This is a genomic window from Pseudoalteromonas sp. S554 (assembly GCF_005930865.1).
In the GTDB taxonomy this organism is placed as follows: domain Bacteria; phylum Pseudomonadota; class Gammaproteobacteria; order Enterobacterales; family Alteromonadaceae; genus Pseudoalteromonas; species Pseudoalteromonas marina.
Map to the genome: position 1 here is coordinate 194,575 of NZ_PNDV01000001.1, position 26,205 is coordinate 220,779.

Annotated in this window: 23 protein-coding genes; 9 read left to right on the forward strand and 14 right to left on the reverse strand. The window is 39.0% G+C overall.

Annotation, left to right across the window (positions count from 1 at the left end; genetic code table 11):
• Positions 1-4: 4 nt before the first annotated feature.
• The 3 genes from CWB65_RS00865 to CWB65_RS00875 all read left to right on the forward strand — a co-directional run bounded on the left by CWB65_RS00865 (position 5) and on the right by CWB65_RS00875 (position 5,306).
• On the forward strand, positions 5-3,136 hold the full coding sequence (locus CWB65_RS00865) for an efflux RND transporter permease subunit (protein WP_138739628.1): 3,132 nt from the start codon (positions 5-7) through the stop codon (positions 3,134-3,136).
• On the forward strand, positions 3,136-4,542 hold the full coding sequence (locus tag CWB65_RS00870; RefSeq protein WP_138739629.1) for an efflux transporter outer membrane subunit: 1,407 nt from the start codon (positions 3,136-3,138) through the stop codon (positions 4,540-4,542). Before CWB65_RS00865 ends, CWB65_RS00870 begins: the two co-directional genes overlap by 1 nt.
• A 149-nt stretch (positions 4,543-4,691) precedes the next feature.
• Positions 4,692-5,306 (forward strand): TetR/AcrR family transcriptional regulator, encoded by a 615-nt coding sequence (locus CWB65_RS00875; protein WP_010556746.1) that lies wholly within the window; start codon positions 4,692-4,694, stop codon positions 5,304-5,306.
• Positions 5,307-5,592: 286 nt separating this feature from the next.
• On the opposite strand, the gene CWB65_RS00880 is transcribed toward CWB65_RS00875, so the two are convergent.
• The 6 genes from CWB65_RS00880 to CWB65_RS00905 all read right to left on the reverse strand — a co-directional run bounded on the left by CWB65_RS00880 (position 5,593) and on the right by CWB65_RS00905 (position 11,187).
• Positions 5,593-6,693 (reverse strand): HupE/UreJ family protein, encoded by a 1,101-nt coding sequence (locus CWB65_RS00880; RefSeq protein ID WP_138739630.1) that lies wholly within the window; start codon positions 6,691-6,693, stop codon positions 5,593-5,595.
• A 5-nt stretch (positions 6,694-6,698) separates the two neighbouring features.
• Complete coding sequence (locus tag CWB65_RS00885; protein ID WP_138739631.1) at positions 6,699-7,706, reverse strand: tetratricopeptide repeat protein; 1,008 nt, start codon at positions 7,704-7,706, stop codon at positions 6,699-6,701.
• Positions 7,707-7,748: 42 nt separating this feature from the next.
• Positions 7,749-8,252 carry an Ig-like domain-containing protein gene (locus tag CWB65_RS00890; protein ID WP_138739632.1) on the reverse strand — a complete coding sequence of 168 codons (504 nt, stop codon included), beginning with the start codon at positions 8,250-8,252 and terminating at the stop codon, positions 7,749-7,751.
• Positions 8,253-8,263: 11 nt separating this feature from the next.
• Entirely contained in the window at positions 8,264-9,856 is a 1,593-nt protein-coding gene (locus CWB65_RS00895; RefSeq protein ID WP_138739633.1) for a DUF4331 domain-containing protein, read from the reverse strand.
• 126 nt (positions 9,857-9,982) lie between these two features.
• Positions 9,983-10,666, reverse strand: a complete 684-nt coding sequence (locus tag CWB65_RS00900; RefSeq protein ID WP_010556741.1) for an anti-sigma factor — start codon at positions 10,664-10,666, stop codon at positions 9,983-9,985.
• Positions 10,663-11,187: a sigma-70 family RNA polymerase sigma factor gene (locus CWB65_RS00905; protein WP_006791673.1), complete on the reverse strand. Its 525-nt coding sequence runs from the start codon at positions 11,185-11,187 to the stop codon at positions 10,663-10,665. The genes CWB65_RS00900 and CWB65_RS00905 overlap by 4 nt, the downstream gene beginning before the upstream one ends.
• A 509-nt stretch (positions 11,188-11,696) precedes the next feature.
• Between CWB65_RS00905 and CWB65_RS00910 the strand changes: the two genes are divergently transcribed.
• Positions 11,697-13,316 carry a diacylglycerol kinase family protein gene (locus CWB65_RS00910; protein ID WP_138739634.1) on the forward strand — a complete coding sequence of 540 codons (1,620 nt, stop codon included), beginning with the start codon at positions 11,697-11,699 and terminating at the stop codon, positions 13,314-13,316.
• Between the two features lie 48 nt (positions 13,317-13,364).
• Here CWB65_RS00910 and CWB65_RS00915 read toward each other — a convergent pair whose 3' ends face one another.
• Complete coding sequence (locus tag CWB65_RS00915; protein ID WP_008126252.1) at positions 13,365-13,673, reverse strand: VF530 family protein; 309 nt, start codon at positions 13,671-13,673, stop codon at positions 13,365-13,367.
• A 54-nt stretch (positions 13,674-13,727) separates the two neighbouring features.
• Entirely contained in the window at positions 13,728-14,030 is a 303-nt protein-coding gene (locus CWB65_RS00920; RefSeq protein WP_138739635.1) for a DUF1496 domain-containing protein, read from the reverse strand.
• A 106-nt stretch (positions 14,031-14,136) separates the two neighbouring features.
• Between CWB65_RS00920 and CWB65_RS00925 the strand changes: the two genes are divergently transcribed.
• Positions 14,137-14,370 (forward strand): TIGR02647 family protein, encoded by a 234-nt coding sequence (locus CWB65_RS00925; protein ID WP_006791677.1) that lies wholly within the window; start codon positions 14,137-14,139, stop codon positions 14,368-14,370.
• 12 nt (positions 14,371-14,382) lie between these two features.
• Here CWB65_RS00925 and maiA read toward each other — a convergent pair whose 3' ends face one another.
• Together maiA and hmgA are read right to left on the reverse strand one after the other, a co-directional pair.
• Complete coding sequence (maiA, locus tag CWB65_RS00930; protein WP_006791678.1) at positions 14,383-15,009, reverse strand: maleylacetoacetate isomerase; 627 nt, start codon at positions 15,007-15,009, stop codon at positions 14,383-14,385.
• Positions 15,010-15,011: 2 nt separating this feature from the next.
• The gene (gene hmgA / locus CWB65_RS00935; RefSeq protein WP_138739636.1) at positions 15,012-16,313 is read right to left on the reverse strand and encodes a homogentisate 1,2-dioxygenase; all 1,302 of its coding nucleotides are present in this window, start codon (positions 16,311-16,313) and stop codon (positions 15,012-15,014) included.
• Positions 16,314-16,457: 144 nt separating this feature from the next.
• On the opposite strand from hmgA, the gene CWB65_RS00940 reads away from it, so the two are divergent.
• Positions 16,458-16,889, forward strand: coding sequence for a MarR family winged helix-turn-helix transcriptional regulator (locus tag CWB65_RS00940; RefSeq protein ID WP_033024862.1), 432 nt, complete (start codon positions 16,458-16,460; stop codon positions 16,887-16,889).
• 54 nt (positions 16,890-16,943) lie between these two features.
• On the opposite strand, the gene CWB65_RS00945 is transcribed toward CWB65_RS00940, so the two are convergent.
• Both CWB65_RS00945 and CWB65_RS00950 read right to left on the reverse strand, forming a co-directional pair.
• Entirely contained in the window at positions 16,944-20,063 is a 3,120-nt protein-coding gene (locus CWB65_RS00945) for a TonB-dependent receptor (RefSeq protein WP_008126261.1), read from the reverse strand.
• Between the two features lie 303 nt (positions 20,064-20,366).
• A complete protein-coding gene (locus CWB65_RS00950) occupies positions 20,367-21,218 on the reverse strand; it encodes a S1/P1 nuclease (protein ID WP_008126264.1) in 852 nt (283 codons plus the stop codon).
• Between the two features lie 219 nt (positions 21,219-21,437).
• Here CWB65_RS00950 and CWB65_RS00955 point away from each other — a divergent pair, with 219 nt between their 5' ends.
• Positions 21,438-22,334, forward strand: a complete 897-nt coding sequence (locus tag CWB65_RS00955) for a type 2 periplasmic-binding domain-containing protein (protein ID WP_138739637.1) — start codon at positions 21,438-21,440, stop codon at positions 22,332-22,334.
• Entirely contained in the window at positions 22,327-23,271 is a 945-nt protein-coding gene (locus tag CWB65_RS00960) for a hypothetical protein (protein ID WP_138739638.1), read from the forward strand. The genes CWB65_RS00955 and CWB65_RS00960 overlap by 8 nt, the downstream gene beginning before the upstream one ends.
• A 26-nt stretch (positions 23,272-23,297) precedes the next feature.
• Here CWB65_RS00960 and ushA read toward each other — a convergent pair whose 3' ends face one another.
• A complete protein-coding gene (gene ushA / locus CWB65_RS00965; RefSeq protein ID WP_138739639.1) occupies positions 23,298-24,923 on the reverse strand; it encodes a bifunctional UDP-sugar hydrolase/5'-nucleotidase UshA in 1,626 nt (541 codons plus the stop codon).
• Positions 24,924-25,015: 92 nt separating this feature from the next.
• Positions 25,016-25,186: a hypothetical protein gene (locus tag CWB65_RS19825; RefSeq protein ID WP_006791686.1), complete on the reverse strand. Its 171-nt coding sequence runs from the start codon at positions 25,184-25,186 to the stop codon at positions 25,016-25,018.
• A 221-nt stretch (positions 25,187-25,407) separates the two neighbouring features.
• Between CWB65_RS19825 and CWB65_RS00970 the strand changes: the two genes are divergently transcribed.
• A complete protein-coding gene (locus CWB65_RS00970) occupies positions 25,408-26,157 on the forward strand; it encodes a peptidylprolyl isomerase (protein ID WP_138739640.1) in 750 nt (249 codons plus the stop codon).
• The last annotated feature ends 48 nt before the right edge of the window (positions 26,158-26,205 follow it).

A 26,205-nucleotide genomic window follows, 5' to 3' on the forward strand; every position in this document is an offset into this window, starting at 1 on the left:
TTACATGTCACGATTTTTTATCGATAGACCTATATTTGCTTGGGTACTTGCCATAGTAGTGATGCTAGCAGGTATATTAGCAATTAAAAGTTTACCCATTGCGCAGTATCCGTCTATCGCGCCGCCAGCAATAAGTATTACGGCTACCTACCCAGGTGCATCGGCGCGTACGCTCGAAGATACTGTTACACAAGTGATAGAGCAAAAAATGAAAGGCTTAGATGGCTTGTTATACATGTCGTCAACGTCAGAGTCTAGCGGTTCAGCAACGCTCACACTGTCGTTTAGCGCTGAAACCGACCCTGATATTGCTCAGGTTCAAGTACAAAACAAGTTAGCTACTGCAACGCCACTATTACCTGAAGCCGTGCAAAGGCAAGGTGTTGTGGTTGCAAAGTCAGCCCGTAACTTTTTGATGGTTTATGCGTTTATGTCTAAAGATGGCAGCATGACCAACATTGATATTGGCGACTATGTGTCATCAAACGTGCAAGATATTGTTTCGCGTGTTGAAGGTGTGGGTGAAGTACAGTTATTTGGCTCGCAGTATGCAATGCGTATTTGGTTAGATCCGGCTAAGCTTCAAAACTATAAATTAACGCCTGCAGATATAAGTGCATCTATCAGTGCTCAAAATGCACAAGTGTCGGCTGGGCAATTAGGTGCTATGCCTGCGGTGGCGGGACAGCAACTCAACGCGACTGTGACCGCGCAAAGCCGCTTACAAACTCCTGAGCAATTTAGAGATATTTTAGTTAAAACCAATGCAGATGGCTCTTTTGTAAAGTTGAGTGATGTTGCCCGTGTTGAGCTAGGTGGTGAAAGCTACCGGGTTGTCGCGCGTTATGACGGAAAACCAGCTTCTGGCTTAGGGATTAAATTGGCCAGTGGCGCCAACGCGCTTGATACTGCGCAGGGTGTAAAAGATGCCATTGCTGAATTAGAGCCATTTTTTCCTGAGGGACTTGAAGCGGTTGTGCCTTACGACACTACACCATTTGTGGCGCTTTCAATTGAAAAAGTAATTCATACGCTTATAGAAGCGGTTGTGTTGGTGTTTGTTGTTATGTACTTGTTTTTACAAAACTTTAGAGCAACGCTTATTCCAACAATTGCAGTGCCAGTGGTATTGCTGGGTACGTTTGGTATTTTATACACTTTTGGTTACTCAATTAATACATTGACCATGTTTGCCATGGTGCTTGCCATCGGTTTACTAGTTGATGATGCCATTGTTGTTGTAGAAAACGTAGAGCGATTGATGAGCGAAGAAAAACTCTCAGCGCTTGATGCAACCCGCAAATCAATGGACGAAATTAAAGGCGCGCTTGTTGGTATTGCAATGGTGCTTTCTGCTGTATTTATTCCGATGGCCTTTTTTAGCGGCTCGACGGGCATAATCTATCGTCAGTTCTCAATTACCCTTGTTTCTGCTATGGGTTTATCGGTACTCGTGGCGCTTATACTTACGCCGGCACTGTGTGCAACGCTTTTGAAGCCTAGCCATGTTCATAATGATAAGTCGTTATTTGGTAAATTTTTTACAGGGTTTAACCGCGGGTTCGACAAAACAAATTCGGGTGCGCAAAGCTTTGTGAGCCTTATGATCAAACATGCTAAACGCTACCTTGTTATATACTTTTTAATTGTAGGTGGAATGGCTTATGTGTTTTCAAATTTACCCACAGCATTCTTACCAGATGAAGACCAAGGCATATTATTTAACCAAGTTTCGTTACCTGCGGGTTCTACAACCGAGCAAACACTTGAAGTGGTTAAAAAAGTAGAAAACCACTACTTGAACGAACAATCTGAAGCAGTAAACGGTATTTTTACTGTTACCGGGTTTAGCTTTGCAGGTTCTGGCCAAAACTCAGCAATAGGGTTTGTTAATCTTAAGCATTGGGATGAACGCCAACGTGATGATTTATCTGTGCAAGGTGTAGCAGGTAAAGCTATGGGGTACTTTTCCAGTATTAAAGAAGCGTTTGTGTTTGCTTTTCCACCACCAGCAATTGTAGAACTGGGAACAGCAAATGGTTTTAATATATTTTTACAAGACCGTGTAGGTCTGGGCCACGATGCGCTTTTAGCAGCACGTAATCAACTATTAGGTTTAGCAAGCCAAAGCCCGATATTGGCTGGTGTACGCCCTAATGGTCAAGAAGATATGCCAGAAATACAACTCGATACCGATTTAGCTAAAGCACAAGCATTGGGTGTGTCGCAAACCGATATTAATAACACCCTTGCTACGGCTTGGGGTAGTAGTTATGTAAATGACTTCATTGACCGTGGGCGTGTTAAAAAAGTATATATGCAAGGCGATGCTGAATCTCGAATGGTGCCTGAAGATTTAAATAAGTGGTATGTACGTAATAATGAGGGTGATATGGTTCCGTTTTCTGCCTTTGCAACGGCCTATTGGACTTATGGTTCGCCGCGTTTAGAGCGTTACAATGGCTTTTCAGCAATGGAAATACAAGGAACCGCTGCACCTGGTTACAGCACAGGACAAGCAATGGATGAAATGGAGCGCTTGGTAAAACAGCTGCCAAATGGTATTTCGTCTGAATGGACCGGTATTTCATTTCAAGAACGCTCTAGCAGCGGGCAAGCACCTTTATTGTATGGTTTGTCGTTGTTATTTGTATTTTTATGTTTAGCGGCTCTTTATGAAAGTTGGTCGGTACCGTTTGCGGTTATGATGATTGTTCCGTTAGGTATATTTGGTGCTGCTATGGCTGCATTGGGTAGCGGATTATCAAACGATATTTACTTGCAAGTGGGCTTATTAACTACGATAGGGTTAGCGTCTAAAAATGCCATATTAATTGTGGAATTTGCTATCCATAAAATGGACGAAGGGCTTGATTTAGTTGAAGCGGCTGTGGCTGCAGTAAGACTGCGTTTACGCCCAATTTTAATGACTTCAATGGCCTTTATTTGTGGTGTTATTCCACTCGCCATTGCATCAAGTGCAGGCTCTGGTGCGCAAAACGCATTAGGCATTTCAATTATTGGTGGAACACTCGCATCTTCTATTTTGGTTGTTGTTTTTGTGCCGCTGTTTTTTGTATTAGTACGCCGTGTATTCCCTGCAAAAGAAAAAAACACTAACGAGGAGACAGCATAATGCATATAAAAACTTTTTCGTTGAGTGTGCTTACGTTGGCTGCTTTAAGTGGATGCCAGTTGGCACCTGAACAGCAAGATTTGGCGCTGCCAGTACCCGAAACGTATTCAGTTCAAACAGAGCAAGCCACAGTTAACACATTAAAGTGGCAGCAGTTTTTTAGCGATAAAAAATTACAGGTGCTTATAGGTCAAAGCCTTGAGTATAACAAAGATCTGCAAATTGCGATGCTCAATGTGCAGCGGGTACGTGGGTTGTATCAAATAGAAAACTCAGTATTGTATCCGTCCTTAAATGTTAATGGTTCGGGCACTCGCCAGCGTCTGCCTGCAAGTTTAACAAGTACTGATGAGGCGAGTATAAGCTCGCAATACAGTGCTACTGTAGGTATTACCTCTTACGAATTAGATATATGGGGTAAGGTTCGTAACCAAACTCAACAAGCACTGCAAAATTTATACTCTACTGAGCTTACTCAATACAGTACGCAAGTGTCGCTGGTAGCAGAGCTGGCTAATGCGTGGCTTAATTATGCAACCGATCAACAGTTACTTGGGCTTGCTGAGGAAACATTAAAATCGCAACAAGCGTCGCTTGGGCTTACTCAAAAAAGTTTTGATTTAGGCGCAGCATCTAAAATTACGTTAGAGCAATTGAAAAGTACCGTTGCCAGCGCAAAGGTTGATATTGCAACGTATAAACGTTTATTAAAGCGCGATAAAAACGCACTTGATTTATTAGTAGGAAAACCAGTAAGTCCTGAGCTTCTGCCAAATAAGGTGCTGGACTCGTTATTGGCGTTGCCTAAAATACCGGTTGGTTTACCTTCTGATTTATTAACTCAACGCCCAGATATTAAAGCAGCAGAACATCAGTTATTGGCCGCTAATGCCAACATTGGTGTAGCGCGTGCTGCTTTTTACCCCAGTATTAGCTTAACGGCTAATGCGGGTACTGCCTCTAACGATTTAAGTGATTTATTTGATGTAGCTTCGGGTACGTGGAGTTTTATTCCATCAGTTACTTTACCTATTTTTAATATGGGCAGAAACCAAGCTCAGCTAGATGTTGCTAAGGCCGACCAACAAATTGCTGTAGTTACTTATCAGCAAAAAATTCAGCAAGCATTTCGCGAAGTCGCCGATGCGTTAGCAGACAACGAAGGCTATCAAGCGCAATTAAGTGCACTTGATATGTTACTACAAAGTCGAGAGTCTACTTTTTCGCTATCAAAGGCGCGTTACGATAAAGGTGTTGATAGCTATTTACAAGTCCTTGATGCACAACGTAGCTGGTACAGTGCACAGCAACAGCAAATTTTGGGTCAACAGGCTTTGTTAGCTAGCCAAATTAGCCTGTATAAAGTAGTGGGCGGTGGCTGGGAGAAAAGCGATCTAACCAACTAAGTAAGGGTTTTAGCTGTAAACACCTTTTTGCAGCTAATTAACTAGATTTATATAGGGCTAAATACTTATTTATGAGTGAAAGGCGTATTTCAAAATGATTAAGTATTTGCCTTATTGTCGAGTCTAATCACTTGGCAGTGGAGCTTTGTATGAAAACTAAAAGACAGACAGATCCAGCGATAGCCAAAGCGCGTCGTGATCAGGTTTTAACTGCGGCGGCTGAATGCTTTCGTCGTAAAGGCTTTCATGCTGCAGGTATGGCTGAAATATCCAGAACAGCAGGAATGAGTGCCGGGCATATTTATAACTACTTTGAAAGTAAAGAAGCCATTATAGAAAGTATTATTGAAAAAGATATGGAAGAAATGTTTTCTATATTTGAGCATTTTGAAGGGCAACCAGAAGATACGCTCACAGTATTATTGAACGGTTTAAATATCGGCGTTCAAAGGCATATGGATACCGGTGAATGTGCGGTTGATTTAGAAATGCTCGCTGAAGCTGGTAGAAACGTAAAGGTAGCTAAACTATTACGTGATGCCGACACGCAAGCGCGAAATAGAATGCGCCAATTGCTAATAAGTGAACGCAGTGTGATAAAAGGCATAGATGAGGTAGAGCTAGAAAGCCGTATTAATGTTATTTTTTCAGTAATGGCAGGCTTACTTTTGCGAAAAGTGCTTTACCCCGAACTTACCGAAGAGACTGTTTTAATTGCGCTTCGCCCGGCAATGAAAACGTTGTTAATGCCGTTTGAAGATTAAAATAGTGCTATTAAAATGCATAAATTATATGCCCGCTATATTAGCGGGTTTATAGTATTAACAACCGTTTAAAGTAATACCAAGCCGCAATAATACTTAATCATTTTGTGGGGCTAAACGCCTCGCTATTTACGTTAAAAAACTCTCATTTACGACTGCATGAATGCAGAGCAATGCAGTAGAAATTGCCGATAACAACTAAATAGCGAACTCTTTTCCTAGCTATCAAGACGTTTTTCCATCTTCAAAATAGATCACTTAATTAGGCGAATGGGTATAGATATGTTCAAAAGCGTTCAATAGACCAGTTTAGAGCCACAACGGCAATACCTATAGACCCTGCAGGCATTAACCATTTTACATACCAAGCGGTTTTTCTAAATGCAATTAATAAAGGCAACGCTACTAATAAAATACTTAGTTGGCCAATCTCTACCCCTAAATTAAATGCCAATATGCTCATTAATTGATAGTTACTCGACAAACCTAATTCACCAAGTACACTCGCAAATCCCATTCCGTGAAGTAACCCAAAAGCAAATGTCAGCCAGCCTAAACGCAAAACAACGGGCCAAACATTATTAAGGGCTGCAAACAATACAGAAATTGCAATAATTAGTTCAACCCAGCGAGTATTGAGAGATATTAAATCAAGCGCTGTTGCTGTAAGCGTTATAGAATGAGCAAGCGTAAATGCTGTAACAATCCATGCAGTGTGTTTGATAATGTGTTTTTTAGAGCTAATGGGCTGCCAGGTGTTTTTATCACGGGTTAAAACACAAGTTAGTAATAGCGCAATTAAAAATAAAATATGATCGATGCCTATCCAAATGTGTAATACGCCCTGATACACATATTCTGTAAAGGTATCTAAATAGCTCGACTGCTTAGTATTAAAGGTTTGGCTAGGCTCATTTATACTAAACACACGTGCTATGTTATTCACATTAACAATGACTTTATGATTTGCGTCATCTTGAAAAAAGGCTGAATACTTAAGCGTAATCTCCTTATTTGTTAAACACGAAAATGACACAGGTAATACCAAGTAAGGCTGATTAAAGTGCTCACTTAGCTGGTAATTGTTATTTACAGTGAGTGCGCAAGTTTGTTCGTTTTGTTCTGCGATAAGATTGTTTTTTATAAATGCGTTAATTGAGTCCCGTTTTGCTTTTATTTCAGACCAGGTAATGTTGGCGTTTTGGTCTAGGTCGAGTGCTATAACGTGCTCTAAATCTGCAACATTGATTTCCCAATTGCCGCTGTATTGAGCTGTATTGTTGCTATTAAGCGTAATGTAGCCGGTGCTTAACTGGTGCGCAAAAGCAGCTGTTGAAAATAATAAGCTTAACAACATAATAGAAAATACGCGTATTAATTTTCTCATAACATTTACATCCTTTTTGCTTGAACAATCAGCGCTTGGTCGATATTCATTTTAGCTTGTTGCCAGTTAATATTGGCCCAATACAAGGCTTTAGATTTGTTTGGCTGCACGTGAATATAATAGTTGGCGAGGTCACTTGCGTGAAAGCTGTCGTGGCGAATTTCTCTGAGCTCTACTCGTTGCTTCATGGCGTTTTGCCATTTGTATTGTGTTGTGTTTAGTTTTTTTTCTGCGATGGCTAAGCGCAGCAAAAGCGCGTCTTCTAGATCGTGCGATTCTTTTAATAAATTACTTAATTTGGTTATCACTTGCTGTGGTTTGTTTAAGCCCAGTTGTATGTCTGCCCATAAAGCAATTAGGCTTACTGGAGAGTTTACTAAATTTATATTTTCAAGGTGCTTTAATGCGTTTGTGTAGTTTTGTAATCTAAAGCTCATTTCAGCTAGGACATGTTTTGTATTGAGTCCAATAGGCTTATTGTTCGTTAGCTTTACTAAAGATTGATAACTTCTTAATAAATTACCGTGCTGACTTTGCACGTCTAGTACACAAGTACTGGCCGTTAATGTGCTTACCCTTGTTATTAGTGCTAAGCAATGCTGTTTAGCAAGTTCAAACTGGCCTTGTGTCATGTACAAATTAGCCAGCAATAGGTGAGTGTTGCTGTGATCAGGCGTTATTTTTAAAACACTATTAGCAATGTTTATCGCATCATTAAACAAATGCTCTTTTTGTAAAACGCGTGCATATAAATAGCCTACCTGTGGCGTTGGCTCATTTAAGTATATTTCTGCGAGCCTGTTTTTGAGTATCCCTTGCATATGCTCCGTTTGTCCAACGAATTGACTTTTATTGACAAGATTTTCTATTTCATTTATCGATAGTGAGGCAGTTAAATCCGATTTAGTGACTGCTATTACGTCGTTGTCATTAGGTGTATAAGCTGCTGCAAAAAGCTCAAATGAGCACACTAAGCTTAATGTAATCATCAGGTTTACTAGAGGTGATTTCATATTTGTATCCTTAAAATAGCCATCCATGGCCAGTCAGCTTATTTACTGATTACTAATTAAATTATTAATATCTGTGTCTTTATTTGTAAACTCTCTTCCATTTACAGAGAGTGGCTCTGCATTCGGTGCTTGGTTAAATGCATCGCTAGTAAACTGAGCAAAGTCGATTTGCAAAGCTTCAATAGTGATATTAACCATTGCACTTACTTGGCTGTTAACGCCATCAGATACGCCAAAAGTAAAGCTATCTGTGCCCGTAACCTCTTTATTTGGTGTGTAAGTAAAGTTGCCATCAGCGTCAATATTTACCATGCCTAATGAAGGCTCACTGACCAATGAGTAAGTAAGTGAATCACCTTCTTTATCTATGGCTGTAAGTGAGTCGGTAATATTCACCTCCGTTTGCGTTGTTAACATGATGTCGCTAACTGAAGGCGCTGTATTAACCACAGGCAACGGCTTTTTATTGTCGTCATCATTGCTACACGCTCCTAGCGTTAATGCGCTAAGCAGAATACCTATATGCGTAATTTTTAAGTGTTGCATTAGTTTACTCCTTATTTAGAGCCCGCAAGTGGGGTAGCTAAGTACGGAAAGGTTGAGTCCATCATTGTTGCATCAACAGGTGCGCCATCGGTAAATGGTACTGTACCAACGCTTGCATCTTCGGGAGTACATAAGCCTAGGTCAGTATCTTCGCCTGCAACAGGAATAGGATGACATAAACGACCCATTACTACGCGCAGAGCAATATCAACAACATCATCGCCAGGGCGTCGGCCGTTTGGAAAGCCAGCTAAATCGTTTCCTGCAACACCAAATGCAGACTGCTCACTTTGCGCTGTTGCCGCGATGTTTGTGTTTAAACGAAGCATTTCAGAGGGAGTGACGGTTGCTTGTTGGTTAACACCAGCAAAACCAGTTAAAAATGCAGTAATTAAATCGGTACGAGGAAAGTTTGTTGGGGCTAATGTTTCGAGGTTAGCGCCAAGTGTCGTATTAACTGCATCCTTGAATAAAATATTTAAAAGTTCAGGAAGGGCTGGATGAGATACATAATCTAAAAACTGTCCATCGTCTTTAGGGTGTGCTGTCGAGAAAGTATCCTTATCCTTTATGCCAATAACAAGCTCATTAACAAGTGGATTTCCTAAACGCGATACTTGAGTAAGAGCACCACCATTAACTGCATTATTAGCAAATTTAGCATTCGGGTTTAGTATGCGAGCTTGAGGTAAACTTGCAGTGGTCCACGAACCAATAACGCCATTACCTTCGCCTACAATACAGCTTTTTGGTACTTCAATAGCAATTGATGTCACGTTTTTATCTGCAAGGTCGTCATTGTCAGCCGATTGGGTAATGCCTCCAGGGAAGCCACCTGCATCACCAGCACCCGGAGCGCTGTCGCCCTCTACCGGTACGTAGTTTACTAAATCGAACGTTTTACCAAGGTTAACAACAAACGAATCTTTTCTTTGGCCAACAAATACTTGTGCCATGCTTTCACAACCTGGGATTGACACATTATATACAAATTGATCTGCGTAAGTTTGATAGTCAGCTTTAGAGGTAAATGTTTTATTACCAATATAATCAAGTGGCTTACTGAATGTAGATGTGCCCGTAGTGGTATTATTTAATGAGGTTGCAACACCTGTGCGCTGCGGCCCATTAATCATACTCAGAGTATATGATTCACTGAAGTTAGTTGCGCTATTATCACCGGCTGATACACCACCCACATTTTTGAGTGGTACAGAAACAGTACGCTGGTTGCCTTCTGGGCCTACAGCTAATTGCACACCTTGATTATCGTTTGGTAGCATGCTTTGGAAATCAAATGCAAAAGTAATGTCTTCAACGGCATCGCCATCGTTATCTATGTGTATGCTGTAAGTTGCATCTGGGTCCATTGCAAAATAATTAGGGCCGCCGTAGGCATCCTGTAATGGAATATAGTTTGCAATTAGTGTGACGTACTCTTCTTTTCCTTGTTCATAGCTATTAAATACATAAAAGTCGGTAGAATCTAAGGTCGGAAAGCGACTAATATTTGGCGCTTCTCGGTGACTTGATGCGTTACTTGGTGCGCTAATAAAAGTGCTACATATTACTACTGCGAGTATTGATGGTGTTAAAGCTTTCATGACTTTTTCCTTTAGTTTTAAATAGAAGTCATAGCTAATAACGGGGGGGAATTTAGATTGGATGCAAAAAAGTTACATTTTATTTAAATAAAAAATGGCTGCTTATATAAGCAGCCATACAAGGGATTAAAGTAACACGAGTTCGGTTGTATAAAGTACCTCGGTAGGTAAGCCGTTTGGCGAACCACCTAAAGGCTCTAAACTGACTGCTAGTAGTGAGATATCGTCAGCGTTAAAGCGTTTATCTTTTAGCAAAAATTTACCGCCTTGTTTAGGTAATATACCTAACGAAACAGGTAAATCTTGCCCTTTTAAGATCATCCATAGTTGATAATCTTTATCTCTTTGGGCAACTAATTGACTACTGGCTTTAATAGTTAATGCATCTTCGTTTACTTCAATAAACCATAAAGACTGTTTATCTTGGTTTTGCACGAGTGCAATTTGCTGATATTGCGACACTTCTTTGGCCGGTTGAATGACTAAAAATGCCAACACAATACACGCGGCGGTGGCTATAAACGACCATGTCTGCCAAATCGACGGCTTAGTTTGCACCACTGTTTGACTAGGCACTGTTTTTGACTCAATACCTTGCAAAATGTTTTCCCAAACAGAATCGCTAGGTGCTTGTGGTGTAATTGCACTTGCTAGATTATTAAGGTTTTGCTCCCACATAAAAATTGCCTCACGTGCTTTGCTTGAGCTAAGTAACAAGCGCTGAAAACGTTTTCGTGCCAGCCCCTTGAGTGTGCCAAGTACATATTGTCCTGCTAGCGCGTCTAACAGCTCGGGTTTTGTATAATTCATAATGTTAAACACCTCTGAAGTTGTGTAAGCCCGCGTCTGATCCAGCTTTTAACAGTGCCTAATGGCGACTCTATATGGTCTACTAGCTCGCTGTGACTAAGCCCCTTATAGTAAGCTAAATGAATGGCCTGCTTTTGCTGGGGTTCAAGCTGCTCTATACAGTTTACTAATTTAGTATTTTCGTCATAGTTGACATCGACGCTCTGAATATCAAAGTCATCATCTCCCATTGTTTGCTCTTTTCTTACTTTGTTGTAACGCAACGCATCCAGACTTCTATACCTTACTATACTTATCATCCAGCTTATGACAGTGCCTTTAGAAGCATTGTATTCTGAGGCGTTATGCCATATTTTAATGAATGCGTCTTGCAACACTTCTTCGGCGTGTGCTCTGTTAGAAAGCATATTTAAGCTAATGGCAAAAAGCTTTCCGCTTGTTTGTTGATACAAGGTTGAAAATGCATGCTTATCACCCTGTGATGTATCGTATAACAGAGACAGTAAATTATCGTTTTCCATAAATATCCTATTTATTTTTATTCTCTTTTTAAAAACGGTTGAGGCTAGAACTTGGATGCAAAAAAGTTAAGTAGCTTGCAACAGTATACTTTTCGCTCTTTTTTGCAATGACTATCTGTGTTTATTATTAGGTATAATTCTGTGAGTTCAAAAACTATATTAGAGAAAAGCATCTGTAATGGTTGAGCCGATTTTTGTTTATAGCAGAGTCGCCACGCTAAGTTACACTTAAAATAAATTAGCTTGGTGAGTCAGATTTACTAATATGGAGCTAAGACTTAGTGAGTTTCTACTGTGATACGTGTGAAAAATTAACACACTCATTGTGTAAAAAGAGCAAAGTCCATACAAACCAATAAAAACGGTATTTAAATAGCTATTAAATATCAATAATATAAGTAAAAAAGTGGTGCCGTACGTTTTACTGTTTTGTGGCTTGTAAATTGCAAACACAATTATAAAAGCTGTTTGTTAATTAATGAATAGCAATAAATATAAATGGAGATTTTATGTGGGCTGCAATTAGTTATTTGATATTAGCGTGTGTACTTATTTTTATAGGGTGGGAAATAAATTCAATTTACTTTTCGTTATTTTTTTACTGGACCGCGCTATCACTGTCATTGGTCAGTGGGGCATACATTTTTAATATAGGTAAAATTTTCAGAAAGCGAGAAAACGGCGTTATTCCATTTTACATACGCTGGGCGTTTATTCCTTTTTTATTGGGGGCGCAAGTGTACAACGCATGGTCGCGTAAGCATGATAAAGTGCCACCAATTCAGCAAATTAACGATAACCTTTTTTTAGCATGCCGCTTATTTCCCTCGGATATAGACACGTTAAAAAGCAATAATATTACCGCTATATTAGATGTTACTTGTGAGTTTGACGGTTTAGAGTGGAGCTCGACACAAGAGCGTATTAACTATTTAAATATTCCAGTACTTGACCATAGCGTGCCAACACGCTCTCAGCTTAACCAGGCAATAAATTGGATTCATCATCAAATCCAAAAAAACAATAAAGTGGTTGTGCATTGTGCGTTGGGCCGCGGACGTTCAGTGTTTGTAATGGCTGCTTACTTACTTAGTCAAAATAAACACGCCGACGTGCATGATGTGCTTGCCCAAATCAAAGAAACACGTGAAACCGCTAATCTAAATAAACGCCAACTGCGCCACCTAGCAAAGCGACATAAAAGTGGCGAACTAGTAATTAAAAATCGTGCATTTTTAATTGCAAATCCCGTATCGGGTACAAAAATATGGCAAGAAAAAGAGCAATTTATCATTGCACGCTTGTCAACTTATTACGATTTAACCGTAAGGACCACAAGCCCAGACATTAATGGTATAGAGCTTGCCAAACAAACGCTTGGTGAAAATCCTGATATTGTTATTGCTTGCGGTGGCGATGGAACAGTAGCGGAAGTTGCGAGCGTATTAGTTAATACACCCTGTAAGTTAGGTATTATTCCGCTCGGGACTGCTAATGCGCTTGCTCACGTTTTAATGGGAATAAGTTCAAAATTTATACCTGTAGAGCAAGCGTGTGATTTAATTATTGATGGTCAATCTACGTTAATAGATACAGCATATTGTAATGACGATTTAATGCTACTTTTAGCCGGTATAGGTTTTGAACATGCAATGATTGAAAAAGCTGACCGCGAATTTAAAAATAAATTTGGGCAACTCGCTTATTTAACAGGATTTCTTCAGGCGTTTTCGGAACAAAAATCGCAACAGCTCAACGTAAAATTGGACGATAACGACCCAATGATGATCACAACAAGCAGTTTTGTTGTTGCTAATGCAGCACCGTTTACAACGCTACTTGCTCAAGGGGGAGGGCAGCCTAATCACAGTGATGGGCTACTTGATATAAATTGGCTTATACCCAATAAAGAAAATTCCACTACGGTACTGAGTATTGCCGAGCTTATGTTTAGCAGCATAACGCAAAGCCATTTAGCCATTAATTCTCAACACACAAATGCTAAAAAAGTCGAAATATCTTCAGAGAATGGAATTAAATATGTCATTGATGGCGAAGTGAAAACGGCTGATAGGCTTGTGGTTGAAATACAGCCAGCATCGCTTAATGTGATCAGTAAGGAAATTTAGTAAAACTAAAATATAAAGGCGCATTAAAGTGCGCCTTTATTTATATTTTTACTTTTTTATTGATGGCCAAACAAAGTCAGTTGTATCTGGAGCCTTGTTTGTTGTTTTACGAGGTGCGCTTTTTGGTTTGCGAAGTGGTTTGTTATTTATTGTATGAATATATAACGCTTCAACTTTGTCTCTGGCCCAAGGGGTTTTGCGTAAAAATTTTAAGCTAGATTTTATGCTTGGTGCATCCGTAAAACATTTAATTTTTACTTGTTCGCCCAGCGTTTTCCAGCCAAGTCTCTGCTCTAACTCGACCAATATTTGTTCTAGTGTGATCCCATGTAGTGGGTTTTTAGGTTGATTATCCATAGCCATACTGCTTATTTAAACTATGCATATTGTAGCTTAAATACAATAAGCAGGCTATTTCACTGTAATCTTTTTAGGTCGATTTGGGTAAATAACTTTCCCTTGCTCATTGAGCTTAAGCCACATTAATGCGCTATTGGTTTGGTTGGGGTTTTTGGCACCGCACAGTAAATTGAACGTATCAACGCTAATTAATGCGCCTTCACTATAGCGTTTGTCGTCGTACCAACACATTGTTTGGTGCTGATTTAACTGACTTGCGTTCACAAAAGTGCGGCTGTTATGCGGCTCGGCATTACAAAATAACGAGAGTGATAAGCTTAAAAAACAGGCGGATAGAATTATTAATGGGCGCATAATATTCTCCTACAATTGACTTTAAAAATAGTACGTAATACTAAAAAACATGCTAGTGTAATATTACACACTAAAAAATAAACAGAACAATAAAAGGTACACACACATGAAATTTAATCAGCTGATGATAGATGAATTCACATTACTTGCAAAGTTTCCGCTTGATAGCAAAATGCAGGGTATCAAATTACATTCTGACGCAGAAGCAAGCTTGATAGAAGCAGCACAACGATTATTCGATAAAGGCGTTATAGATAGCCCAGATGGCGGTTACTTAACGGATTTGGGTTTAGATTTAATTGAGCACGTTACGATTATTCATAGCGCGCTCAAAAGTTAAGCTCAACAGTATTTAGGTCGCATCGGGTTGATTTTGCGGTGCGGCATCATTAAACGCAGCTAATTTATTACATCGTTCATAAATAGCTGCAATTTTTGGATATCGACTCATATCCACGTTAAAACGAATAGCATTAAATACCTGAGGTACTAAGCAAACATCAGCAAGGCTTGGCTTGTTCCCAATACAGTAATCGTCGTCTCCAAGTAGTATTTCTATTTTATCAAAGCCTACTTCAACCCAATGTTTGTACCAGGTGTTTTTAGCATCATCGTCTACTTTTAATTCATTCGATAAATACTTAAGTACTCGCAAATTATTCACTGGGTGAATATCACACGCTATTGCAAAACTTAAATTTCTTATTTGGGCTTTTTGCCAAGCAGAGCCGCTAATTAATGGTGACTGTGGGTATGTTTCATCAAGCCATTCTAAAATAGCTAATGATTGACCAAGTACACCTTCATCTGTTTCAAGGGCTGGTAAAAGCCCTTGTGGGTTTAGTGTTAGGTAACCTTCCTCAAGCTGCTCTGATTTTAAAAGATTTACAATTGCCAACTCATGGTCAATTTTTTTTAGGTTTAACGCAATACGCACTCGGTATGCAGCTGATGATCGAAAATAACTGTAAAGCTTCATAATTAATCCTTGTTGGCTGAATAGTGTTTTTTAATTGTTCGCCAACAATCTGTGTAATTTGGTTGACGTTCTTTACCTTCTAATGCGTATTTAGTCGGTGAAATGACATAACGGGATTCAAACATAAACGCTAAGGTATTTTCGTATTTTTGTGGAACCAGTTCCGCATTAGATGCTTTTTCAAATACATCCGCTTCAGGTCCATGCGGAGACATACAATTATGTAAACTTGCCCCACCTGGCACAAAGCCATGCTCTTTTGCATCATATACACCTTCAATTAACCCCATAAATTCACTCATGATATTACGATGATAGTAGGGCGGACGAAAAGTGTTTTCAGCAACCATCCAACGCGGTGGAAAAATAACAAAATCAACATTAGCCATTCCTTCAGTAGCTGATGGCGAGGTTAAAACGGTAAATATAGAAGGATCAGGATGGTCAAAGCTTACTGTGTTCATTACATTAAATCGCGATAAATCGTATTTATAAGGCGCGCTATTACCTGTCCATGCAACAACATCGAAAGGGGAATGCTTAATCTCACAGCTGAATAAGTTGCCATTAAATTTTGACACCAGTTCAAAATCACCTTCTTTATCTTCAAAAGCTGCAACTGGGTATTGAAAGTCACGGTCGTTGGCATAGCCGTTTGCACCAACAGGGCCTCGCTCTGCAAGCTCCAAAGCATGACCATAGTTTTCGCAGATATAACCACGGGCCGTTGATTGTATTAAATCAACAGAAAACTTCATCCCTCGGGGTATGACTGCAACTTCACCTGGTTTTACACAGAGCTTACCGCATTCTGTATGCAGGAGTAGCTCGCCTTGTTGGGGTACAAATAGCATTTCACCGTCAGCGTTGTAAAAGTAGCGATCGACCATAGACTTGTTAGCAACATAAACATGAATACCGATGCCAGATTGCCCATTAGCACTGCCGTTAGCAGCCATTGTTACGAGTCCATCTAGAAAATCAGTTGGCTTTGTAGGAATTTCAACGGGGTTCCAGCGAAGCATAGTCGGAGGTGTTACGGCTTCAGTTATAGGCGCAGTTCGAATCAAGCCGTTATCAACAGCGGTGTAATCACCTTGCACTACCGAAGGGCGTAACCGATACAGCCATGTTCTGCGGTTAGCTGCTCTAGGCGCGGTAAATGCTGTAGAGCTAAATTGTTCAGTGTAAAGATCGTACTTAACTTTTTGAGGAGTAAATTGCCCTATAGGCAAGGCACCGGGTAGCGCTTCGGTTTCAAATTCATTACCAAAACCGGTCATGTACTTTAACTGTTCTGCCATTACTGACTCCTGTGAGAGAAGGCTAGTTTTATGTTTTATTTATTTAAGTTAAGATACTCTCAAGCGAGAGTAATTTCAAATTGCTCAATGAATGTGTATGTAAATATAAATGAACAGCTAGTAAACCTATTTAACGGGATAACAATGAAACTGGATTTAGACACTTTTTTAGCATATCAACTAATTAATGTAGCAAGTTTGGTAAGTAATGACCTTGCTAAGGTATACCAGAGCAAATTTGACTTAACGATACCTCAATGGCGAATTTTGGCGAATTTAGCGCAATTTGGTCAAAGTAATGCCAAAAATTTATGTACGCAGGCAAATATGGATAAATCGACCGTGTCGCGTGCAATAAAAATATTAGTAGAAAAAAAGTTGCTAATGACTCAAATTAATTCAGAGGATAAGCGCGCAGCCATACTTTCATTAAGTGAAGCTGGAAAAGATATGTATAAAAAAATAGTACCCGAGGCGTTAAAGTGGGAAAAAGAACTATTGGCTTCGTTAAACACACATGAACAAGGTTTATTAATAAGTGTACTTAATAAGCTAAAAAATAAATTACAGGCATAAAAAAGCCCATCAAATGATGGGCTTTTATAATTTTAACTAATCTGACAATTTAGATTAGAAAGTGTAACGTACACCTACACGCATTTCCCATACTGAAGCACCAGTTTGTACTGAAGTATTAGCGTTATTACCGTTAAAGCCTGAATAAACGTAACGACCTTGGTCATCTAAAGATGTTGAGATCATGCTTGCACCTACGAAAGGACCTTTCTTAAGAACGCCCCAGTCATCATTTAGCATGTTTGTAAGGTTGTCGATTACAAAGAATGCTTCACCTTTATGACCTTCCATAAAGCCTGGTAATTCTTGTGTAACTTTAAAGTTAAACTTAACAAACCAGTCAGCATTTTGTTGGTTACGACCTGCGATTTCACCACGTTTAAGCCCTTCAGATGCAATGAAGTCGTTGAACTCATTGATTTCAGCTGCAGACATGTCGTATACAACGTTAGGATCGTTTTCAAGTGGAACGTATAATAACTGACGGTTACCATTCCAGTTGTTATCGCCCCATACATTACGGTCACTTCCGTCAAACGTGAAGCTGTAAGGTAGGCCTTTGTATGCTTCACCGTAAAGGTTAAAGCGTGTTTCAAAGCCATCTACAAACTCATATTTGTAACCAAGCGTCATAGTAAAACGATGCGGAATTTCATAATCTGAAGACGCAACACCTGGGTTACCTGGGTTAGTAAGTGCGATGTTACCATAGTTAGAACCAGCTACAGAGCTAGTCATTGGGTTTACATCGTCTGCATCTGTGTATGCATAACCAAAGCTAAAGTTGATGCCGTTATCGAACATTTTGCTAACTGCTGCAGAGATAACTGAAGAATCACCGCTATCGCCACTAACATTTGTTAATAAATACTCATTACTACGACCTTCGATTGACTCGTAAATAGGACGACCATCAAACGTAGTTTCGCCGCTATCTTGAAGTGCAATATCACGCATCAATGCAGCATCTTTCTTCTTCGAGTATAGGTAGTCTACAGAGATTACGTATTCGTCTTCAGTTGTGTATGTAGCACCAAGAGAGTATTTCCACTCTGAAGGGATTTCAAAATCTGGGTCTACAGCATTAACTGTTGCATCGCCTACACCAATTTCTGTATTTGCAACAATGTCAAACATACCTTGTGGTACGTCAAAACCAGGTGTACCGCCGTTTACGTTAGCTGTATTGAATAAATCTACACCACGGAACTGCGTACTAATGTTTGTAATACCATCGTTAGAGTAAGAGTTAGACAGCCATACGTTCGGGTTACCACCAGAGAACAAGCCTAAGCCAGCGCGCACTTCAAGTTCGTCAGTTGCATACCATTGGAATCCAACACGTGGCTGCAGTAAGTCAATACCGTCGAATGTAGACTGGTTGCTGAAACCGTAACGGTTAGTGAAGTTTTGGTTAAAGTTAGGAACGTCATCACTTGTGTACTTGTCGTAACGTAAACCAAACTGAATGGTTGCATCTAAGTCAGTGAATGCGTATTCATCTTGGACATAGAATGTATGCTGCGCATATTTAAAGCTTGCAGCCGCATCATTCGGGTTATTAGTACCTGCAGCATTGTTGTAGTAGATACGCGCTGCTTGACCTGCTTCAAAGTCGTCAATTGAGTCAAAGCGCCACTCACCTTCTGTTTGCTGTACGAACAAGTTAAAAACAGATAGCTCTTCAAACTCGTAACCAGCAGTAATTGTGTGTTGATCTAGGTAATAAGTACCAGCAACTTTAAATGTAGTTGTGTCGTAATCTAGATCGTTTGATTGACGAGAATCATCTGGACCAATGAATACAGTACCGCCATTATCAGTGCGGATTTGCATTTCACCAAAGCTGCTTGCAGCATCTAATGACTGAACCGTTGCATCTAGCTCTGATTTACCTAAACGAATTTCAGTAGAAAAATCGTCTGACCAATCAGAATATACAGAACCAATGATTGATGTAAACTCAGCACTTTGATTGTAGAAGTGGTTTGATAAAGAAACGCGGCTAGAACCAGTATCAGACTGAGAAATTGTGTTACCGTCGTTGTAGTTATAAATTAAGTTTGCACGGTGATCTTCGTTGATGTTCCAATCTAGTTTTACTAAGATTTTTTCATCTTCAACAGGCATGCTTGATGGCATACCGCCTGCATCGTAGCCGTAAACTGATTGAGAAATACTCTGAATGCGAGATACGTCATCAGCTGTAACACTACCACTGCTAAGGCCGTCGTAATTAAACTGGCGAACACCTTCAAGTTTTTCGTATGAAGTGAACAAGAATAATGTATCTTCAACAAGCGGAAGGCCTACGTTGAAACCGTAACGTTTTTCAGTGTAGTTACCGTTATCAACTTCATTACCTTCAATTTCGTCGCCTTTCATTGAATCGTTTGTGTAATCGAAGAAAACACCACCGTGAACGTCGTTGCCACCAGATTTAGTTACAGCGTTAATATTACACGATGTAAAGCCACCGTATTGAACGTCAAAAGGTGCTAGTTCAGCTGAAACTTGTTCAATAGAGTCGAAAGAGAAAGGGGCACGGATAGTAGGGTAACCGTTTGAGCTTAAGCCGAAGTTATCGTTCATGCGAACGCCGTCAAGCGTTAAGCTGTTGTAACGTGGGTTACCACCACCACAGTTGATTGAACCACGGCTATCATCAATTGTGATACGTGGGTCAATACGGATGATATCTTTTAAATCACGGTTGATGGCTGGTTGGTTTTCAAGATCTGTTAGCGTAAAAGTAGACGCAGGACCTGTACCACCAGACATAGCACTGATAGGAGCACCCGTAACTACAATTTGCTCGATGTTAGAGATATTCTCTAAAGAAGCATTTACCGGGTAATCGTTACCAATGTTAAGAATAATGTTATTGAACTCTTGGTCTGCATAAGTGTCAGAATCTACAACTACTCTGTATGGACCACCAACACGCAGGCCTTTAGCTGTAAAGTAACCAGCATCATTAGTTTCAGTTGTTTTAACTGAGCCTGAAGGAACGTGTAAAATTGTAATTTTAGTGCCAGCAGCAGGGTTGCCGTTAGGACCAGTGATTTGACCTTTAATTGCAGATGTTGTTTCATTTGCAATTGCAGCGCCACTAACACCAACACATGCTGCGATAGCAAGTGATAGGGCCGTTTTGCGTATTTGAGTTTTCATTTAATTTTCCCGTGTAGTTAATAATTAAATTTTTATATTTTTATTTTTTGGTTTTCAAAAAATAAACTAAATGCAGGTTTATATTTTAAAAACCATCGCTATTGTACCCCAATTGTTTGTTACAAATAAAATACAACTGCAATGTTTTTTTAATAAATAGTACAAATTTTGACTATTTTTTACCTTTTTTTGAGTAATCACTCTATTAGCGAGCTCATACTACCGATGTTTTATGACAAACTTGTGAAATGTAAAACAAGCTTTTACAAAAAATCCCCGTGTGTAGGTTTTATGTGTCACAAATTACATAGATACTTTTTTTAACGCTGTTTCTAGCTCTTTAGCTGAAGGGTCAAACATAGCGTTTAACAAACCAGCCAATCGAACACCTGCTTGTAGCAGACGTGTTTTTACGATAGGTGTATTTTTATAAACATAGCTGTAGCCAACTTCTTCATTTGTAGATTTATAAAGTGCATTTGCTAAATTATGAGATTCTTCAATCCAAGTAGTTGGTGTACTTTCTAAATATTCTGCAATTAGTTCACTGTTATTAGTATTTATAAACTGCGCGTACTCAGTAAATGATAAGTTTTCGTTTTCAACTAATTTAGTATCCCACAAGCTGTGTAAGTTTGTATCTTGACCAAAAAACGACACTTTAATACGGTTTCCGCCTCTATCTTCGCTTCTTCCTGCATGGAAGGGTTGATGGCTATCACCAACCAAATGAACTAAAAAACGTAAACTAAATTGCTTTGCATCTAGGCTGCTGTTTTTATCTTTGAGTGTTTTTATAGAATAGTGGATGCCTTCTAGAATGTTGCTAACCGACTCTTTGTTGTTTGTATGGTCGTGATTGATTGTGAAGGACTTGTTAGGTGAGGCGTTAATGTAGTGCCAGCGAGAAGATTGCTTTTGCCAAAATTTCCCCGGGTTTGAGCGCATCTCGTCAGGCCAAGTTGAAACCTGTGCAAGTGATTCACCCGCTAAGAATGGTTTAATAGCTGACTTTGTGGTGTCTGTTATATGAGATTCAGCAATTTTACCTACAACCCGGTGACCGTTTTGGCCCCAAGCAAGTGAATCGCTACTTGTAAAAATGGCACCTATTAAAAGCGCTGACGTTATCGAATATTTTACATTGATACGCATTAAGGTTCCCTAATTAATTTGGAGTGGTGTTGCTGCGTTGTAATAAGGTCAATTGTCCTTACTTTTGTTGAAATTAGGAAGGACTCAATAAAATTCATAATTTCTTATTCATATTTGTTATAAATCAGTGCTTTAGCATCTATAGGTAAAATTACTTGTTGTAATAAGTAATTAAAATTGTTCAAATGGATAAGTAATGTATTTTAGGATGTCTTTAGCTTGAATATTAAAAATACGGTATTGGAAAAAACTTCAATTGTTACATTTTTGTTTATAGTAATAGTTTTTGCTTGGGTGTGTGGTCAATTAATTGTAAATGACGATGAACTCGCTTTTCCTGTACTTATTGAAACATCAACAACATGTCGTACAACAGCGACCGCAAACGACAGTGAGCTTATTGTATTTACACCCTCTAAAAATATTGCAGTGCAACTTACAGAGAAGTTGTGTGGTGATAATGTCGTTGCTAAACAGTACGGGGTGGTTGTAGGGTATTGGGGGTATAAAACATCAGACAGTTTAGAGTTTGTAGGTAAAGGAATTGCAGACCTTATACTCGCAAAAAACAACATTATGGCGGCTTTTAAAGCTGAATCTACCTATGATTATATGCCCGTTGTTGGTTTTTCTGATTACACTGCATTTTTTATATCTTCAAAAGAAAAGCCAATTATTTCAAAGTCTTATTTTTTAGACAAAAAAATAGGACTGCTTGATTACCCAACAAGTCGCTCTGGGCATATTCTTCCAAAACAGGTCTTTAAAGATCTCGATATAAATATTGCAAATTTAAATATTTTGTACGCAAGTTCTCATAATGAACTACGAGATTTATTAGCCAACGGTAAAGTAGATATTATTGCGTCGTTTTGGAAAGAAAACGATAAAGACCGTTTCTCGAAAAACTATATCACCCCATTAAGCAATAACATAACAGGCACACGTTGGTACTTGAAAATGCAACAAAACAACACAGATTTGTTATGTGCTGTACAAGAACACCTAATGGCTATGTCTAAAGACCAAGAACTTCATTATTATCAAAATGTTTCGCCCTTTTGGCAATGTGAGAATAATACAGCTGTTTTTAAGATAGGTGAAGATAATGAGTAGACTTAAATTTTCTGCAGTGTCCTCATGTATTTTTTTAATGCTTTCTTTAGTGTTTTATATATCTATGATTAATAAAACAGAGCGTGTTAGCGAGCAGCAAAAGTTTCAAATTGAAAAACAAATTGCACTAGATTTACCATTACTCGATTTGCCAAATGAACTGTATAAGCATGCAGGTAATAAAGATGCTTTAGTTGGCTATATTGACTCACTAAATAGTTATCTAAGAATGAGTAACTTGCGTGTCATCGATATCAGTACAGGCGAGATTGCTCACAGCGATTTAAAGGAAAAGCAATTTATCAGTAGCTTAGCGACGAGTGAAGGCCCTGTGAATATTATTTTTAGTGTAGATGAGCATTACTTGACACCTAGTAATAAAATCTTTTTTTTGTTTTTTTTACTTATCAGTCTCTTTGTTGCTGTGTGGTTAAAAGTGGTAGACAGTAAGAAAAACAATGTAAGCTTAAATAAGAGTATTAACTCTGCTGCATCAATGCCAATGCCTTTGGCGGTCATAATTGATTTACGCAATAAAACACTTTCACATAGTTATAATAAAGAGCACAGCGTTCAATTAGCTAATAAACCATTGTGTTTTTACCTAGCCCTTGTTGAATATTGTTCAGCTAATAATGATGTCATTTTAAATCATAATAAAAATGTACCCGATGAGCTTATTGAACTTGCCAACAAGTATTTTTACCGTTTAACAGAACTAGGGCACACGATAAGGAAACGGCCGAACTTTAATAACAGCCTTGAAAAAACGTTGAGTGAAATAAGGGCTTCGCTTGACGACGTTTTGAATGAATATCCTGAGGAAAAAGAAATTTATTACCCTCCAAAAGCACATGGAGAAGGCTCTCGCTCTCGCCTGCACAGCTACGGGCTCATAAATATTGCAAAGGGAAATATTGAAATAATAGGGAAGTAATATCACCTCCCTATTATTAACCGTGTTTATTTAGGAGCAAACTCAGCCGCTTTTATTGGACCATGTTGCGATATAAATGTTTTAAGTGCTTGGGCGTCAGTTTCGTCAGTGCTAACAAAACCTTTTAGCGTATTTATAGTTGGGTAACCATCACCGCCCGATGCGTTATAGCTATTTAAACTCATGCGGTATGTTTTACTTTTATCGAACGGTTTACCGTCAATAAATACGTTTATAAGCTTACCATTTTTGCGTTCAAACGAAAGCTTGTGATATTGCAAGTAAGCACCAGCGTCTGCCGGGAAGCTTGTTACTGTATTTAAGTAGTCCCATAGTTCAGCACCTTGCCAATCCATATACGTTATACGGTTTTTAAAAGGGTGAACTTTTAATATGTCTTTATAGCTTATTTCACCAGCATCAATTGAGCTGCGAATACCACCGCCACTGATCAACCCAAAATCTGCACCTACTACATTCATTTGTGCTTGGATGATAACGCGAGCAAGGTTTGTTTGTTGATAGCGTACTTTGTTTCTATCACCTTCTAATCTTGCATCAACAGAGCCAATAGTCCCCTCAATTTGTTTAGCACCAATCGCTTGGTATTTAGCTAAAAACGCTTTTAATGACGGGTCTGGCTTAATATATTCGTTCGCAAGTACCTCTTTTAATGTGCCGTCAGCTTGTGTTTTTTCTACATATAAATTAACTGGCATTAATTTATAATCAAGTAGGCTCAATTCACCATTTTCTAATTTGAACTCAGCCTTACCAACGTACTTTCCCCACTCGTGGGCTTGCATTATCCACGTGCCATTTTGCTGATCAGGATTACAAGCTAAGCCAGGTTTAAAACTATCATCGTTTACATTTTCAGATGCCATACACACAGGCTCTTGTGAGTGGCCACCTATGATCATATCAAGCGTATTAGCAGGCAATGAGCGAGCAAGTGTTACATCGCCCGGTGCGTTTATGCCATGTTTAGCATCAATAAAATGGCCCATGTGAGTAACAGCAATAGTAATGTCTGGGTTGTATTTTGCTTTTATCTCTTTAGCTAGGTTGGCTGTTACTGGAACAGGGTCTTTAAATTCTAAGTGACCAATGTACTGAGGGTTTCCTATTTTTGCTGTATCGGTTGTAGTCAAACCTATCACGGCAATAGTTAAGCCATTTTTTTCAAATATTTTATAGGCGTCAAAAGCGTTCTTACCTGACGACTTTTCCACTATATTAGCCGATAAGAGAGGGAAGTTAGCCCAGTTTTGTTGCTTGGCTAAAACACTAAGTGGGTTATCAAATTCATGATTACCTAATGCCATTGCATCGTAGCCGAGTAAAGACATCCCTTTAAAGTCAGGCTCTGCATGCTGTAAATCAGATTCTGGTATACCTGTATTTATGTCGCCACCTGATAGCAGTAAAACTGCATGACCTTTTATTTTCGCTTCACTACGTAATTGATCCAGTAGTGTTTTGCGAGCAGCCATACCGTATTCGCCTTTTTCGTTATGCCAAAAGCGACCATGATTATCGTTAGTATGAAGAACGGTTAAGTATTGTGTAGAAGATGTTTTTTCATTAGTTGTGGCAGATGTGCATCCCAGTACACCCAAAATGATCGAAAAAATAAAAATTATGCGCATAAAATACCTGTGTATTAAGTTGTACTTAATGTTGTAGGTGGCTAGTTTAAACTAGTTTGAAATATAAAAAAGGCAGATATTTATATTTTTGGCTAATTACGACTCGTAGCCGCATTTTCCCTGCGTTTGAGTTCTTGGCTAGCGTAATGTGACTTTTCGTGTTTTGTAGCAACCATCCAATTTAAAAAGCTTGCTGGGAGTTTGGTGTATGCTTCGCCTTTGTGTAGGCCAAAGTCGCAAATTGTGTGTGGTGTGTGTGTCATGTGTATCCGTTATCTCTGTTATTTAATAATTAACAATGAGCAAAGTTAAACATTTACTCGGTTTACATATTCATAGAAAATATAAATCAATATTGTGTAATTGAAATGTTACCAGAACGGTCTAATTTGTATCAACTATCTTAATGCTATCGATTTTCTTAATGTGTAGCATTAACCTAAACAAAACTTATTTTTAAATAAATATAATAATAGGATCTAACATGAAAAAACGTTTACTGTGTTCATTGCTCGCTTCATTAAGCTTTGCTAGCCATGCAACCATAGTCGAAATGCAAACTAGCCAAGGCACAATTGAGATTAATTTATTTGACCAGCAAACACCAAAAACCGTAGAAAACTTTTTAAGTTATGTGCAAGATGACTCATACAATGAAACAGTTATTCATCGTTCAATAGACAATTTTGTAATTCAAGGCGGTGGTTTTACATTTTCAGACACACTTGACCCAATAACAACTAAACCTGCTGTTATCAATGAACCTGTATTTTCTAATGTTAAAGGTACTATTGCCATGGCTAAGTTAGGGGGCAACCCTAATAGTGCTACTAGCCAGTGGTTTTTTAATATGGCTAATAATAGTGGGGGAAGTGCGGCACTTGATACGCAAAATGGTGGGTTTACAGTGTTTGGACAAATCACAGCAGAAAGTCAGGAAACGCTTGATAAAATTGCGGCCCTTGTTCATTGCGGTGAAACACCAGTAGTCGATATAACAACAGAGCAATGTGCGAGCAGTGATGTGTCTATTAGTAGTGCTAATTTAGTGACAATCCAGAGCGTTACTGTATTAGATGACGATCCTAATTCGGCAGCCGGATTGGCCGTTGTTGAAAATACACTGATTGACGCGGATAACTCTGGTAGCTCAGATGGTAGCTCGGGTGGAGCGCTAATATGGTTACTGGGTGCTTTTTTACTAGCTGTTCCACGCCTTAAAAAGAAGAAGTAACCTCATTCAGAGCAATATAAACTGCGTAGCTAGTATATAGCTGCGCCC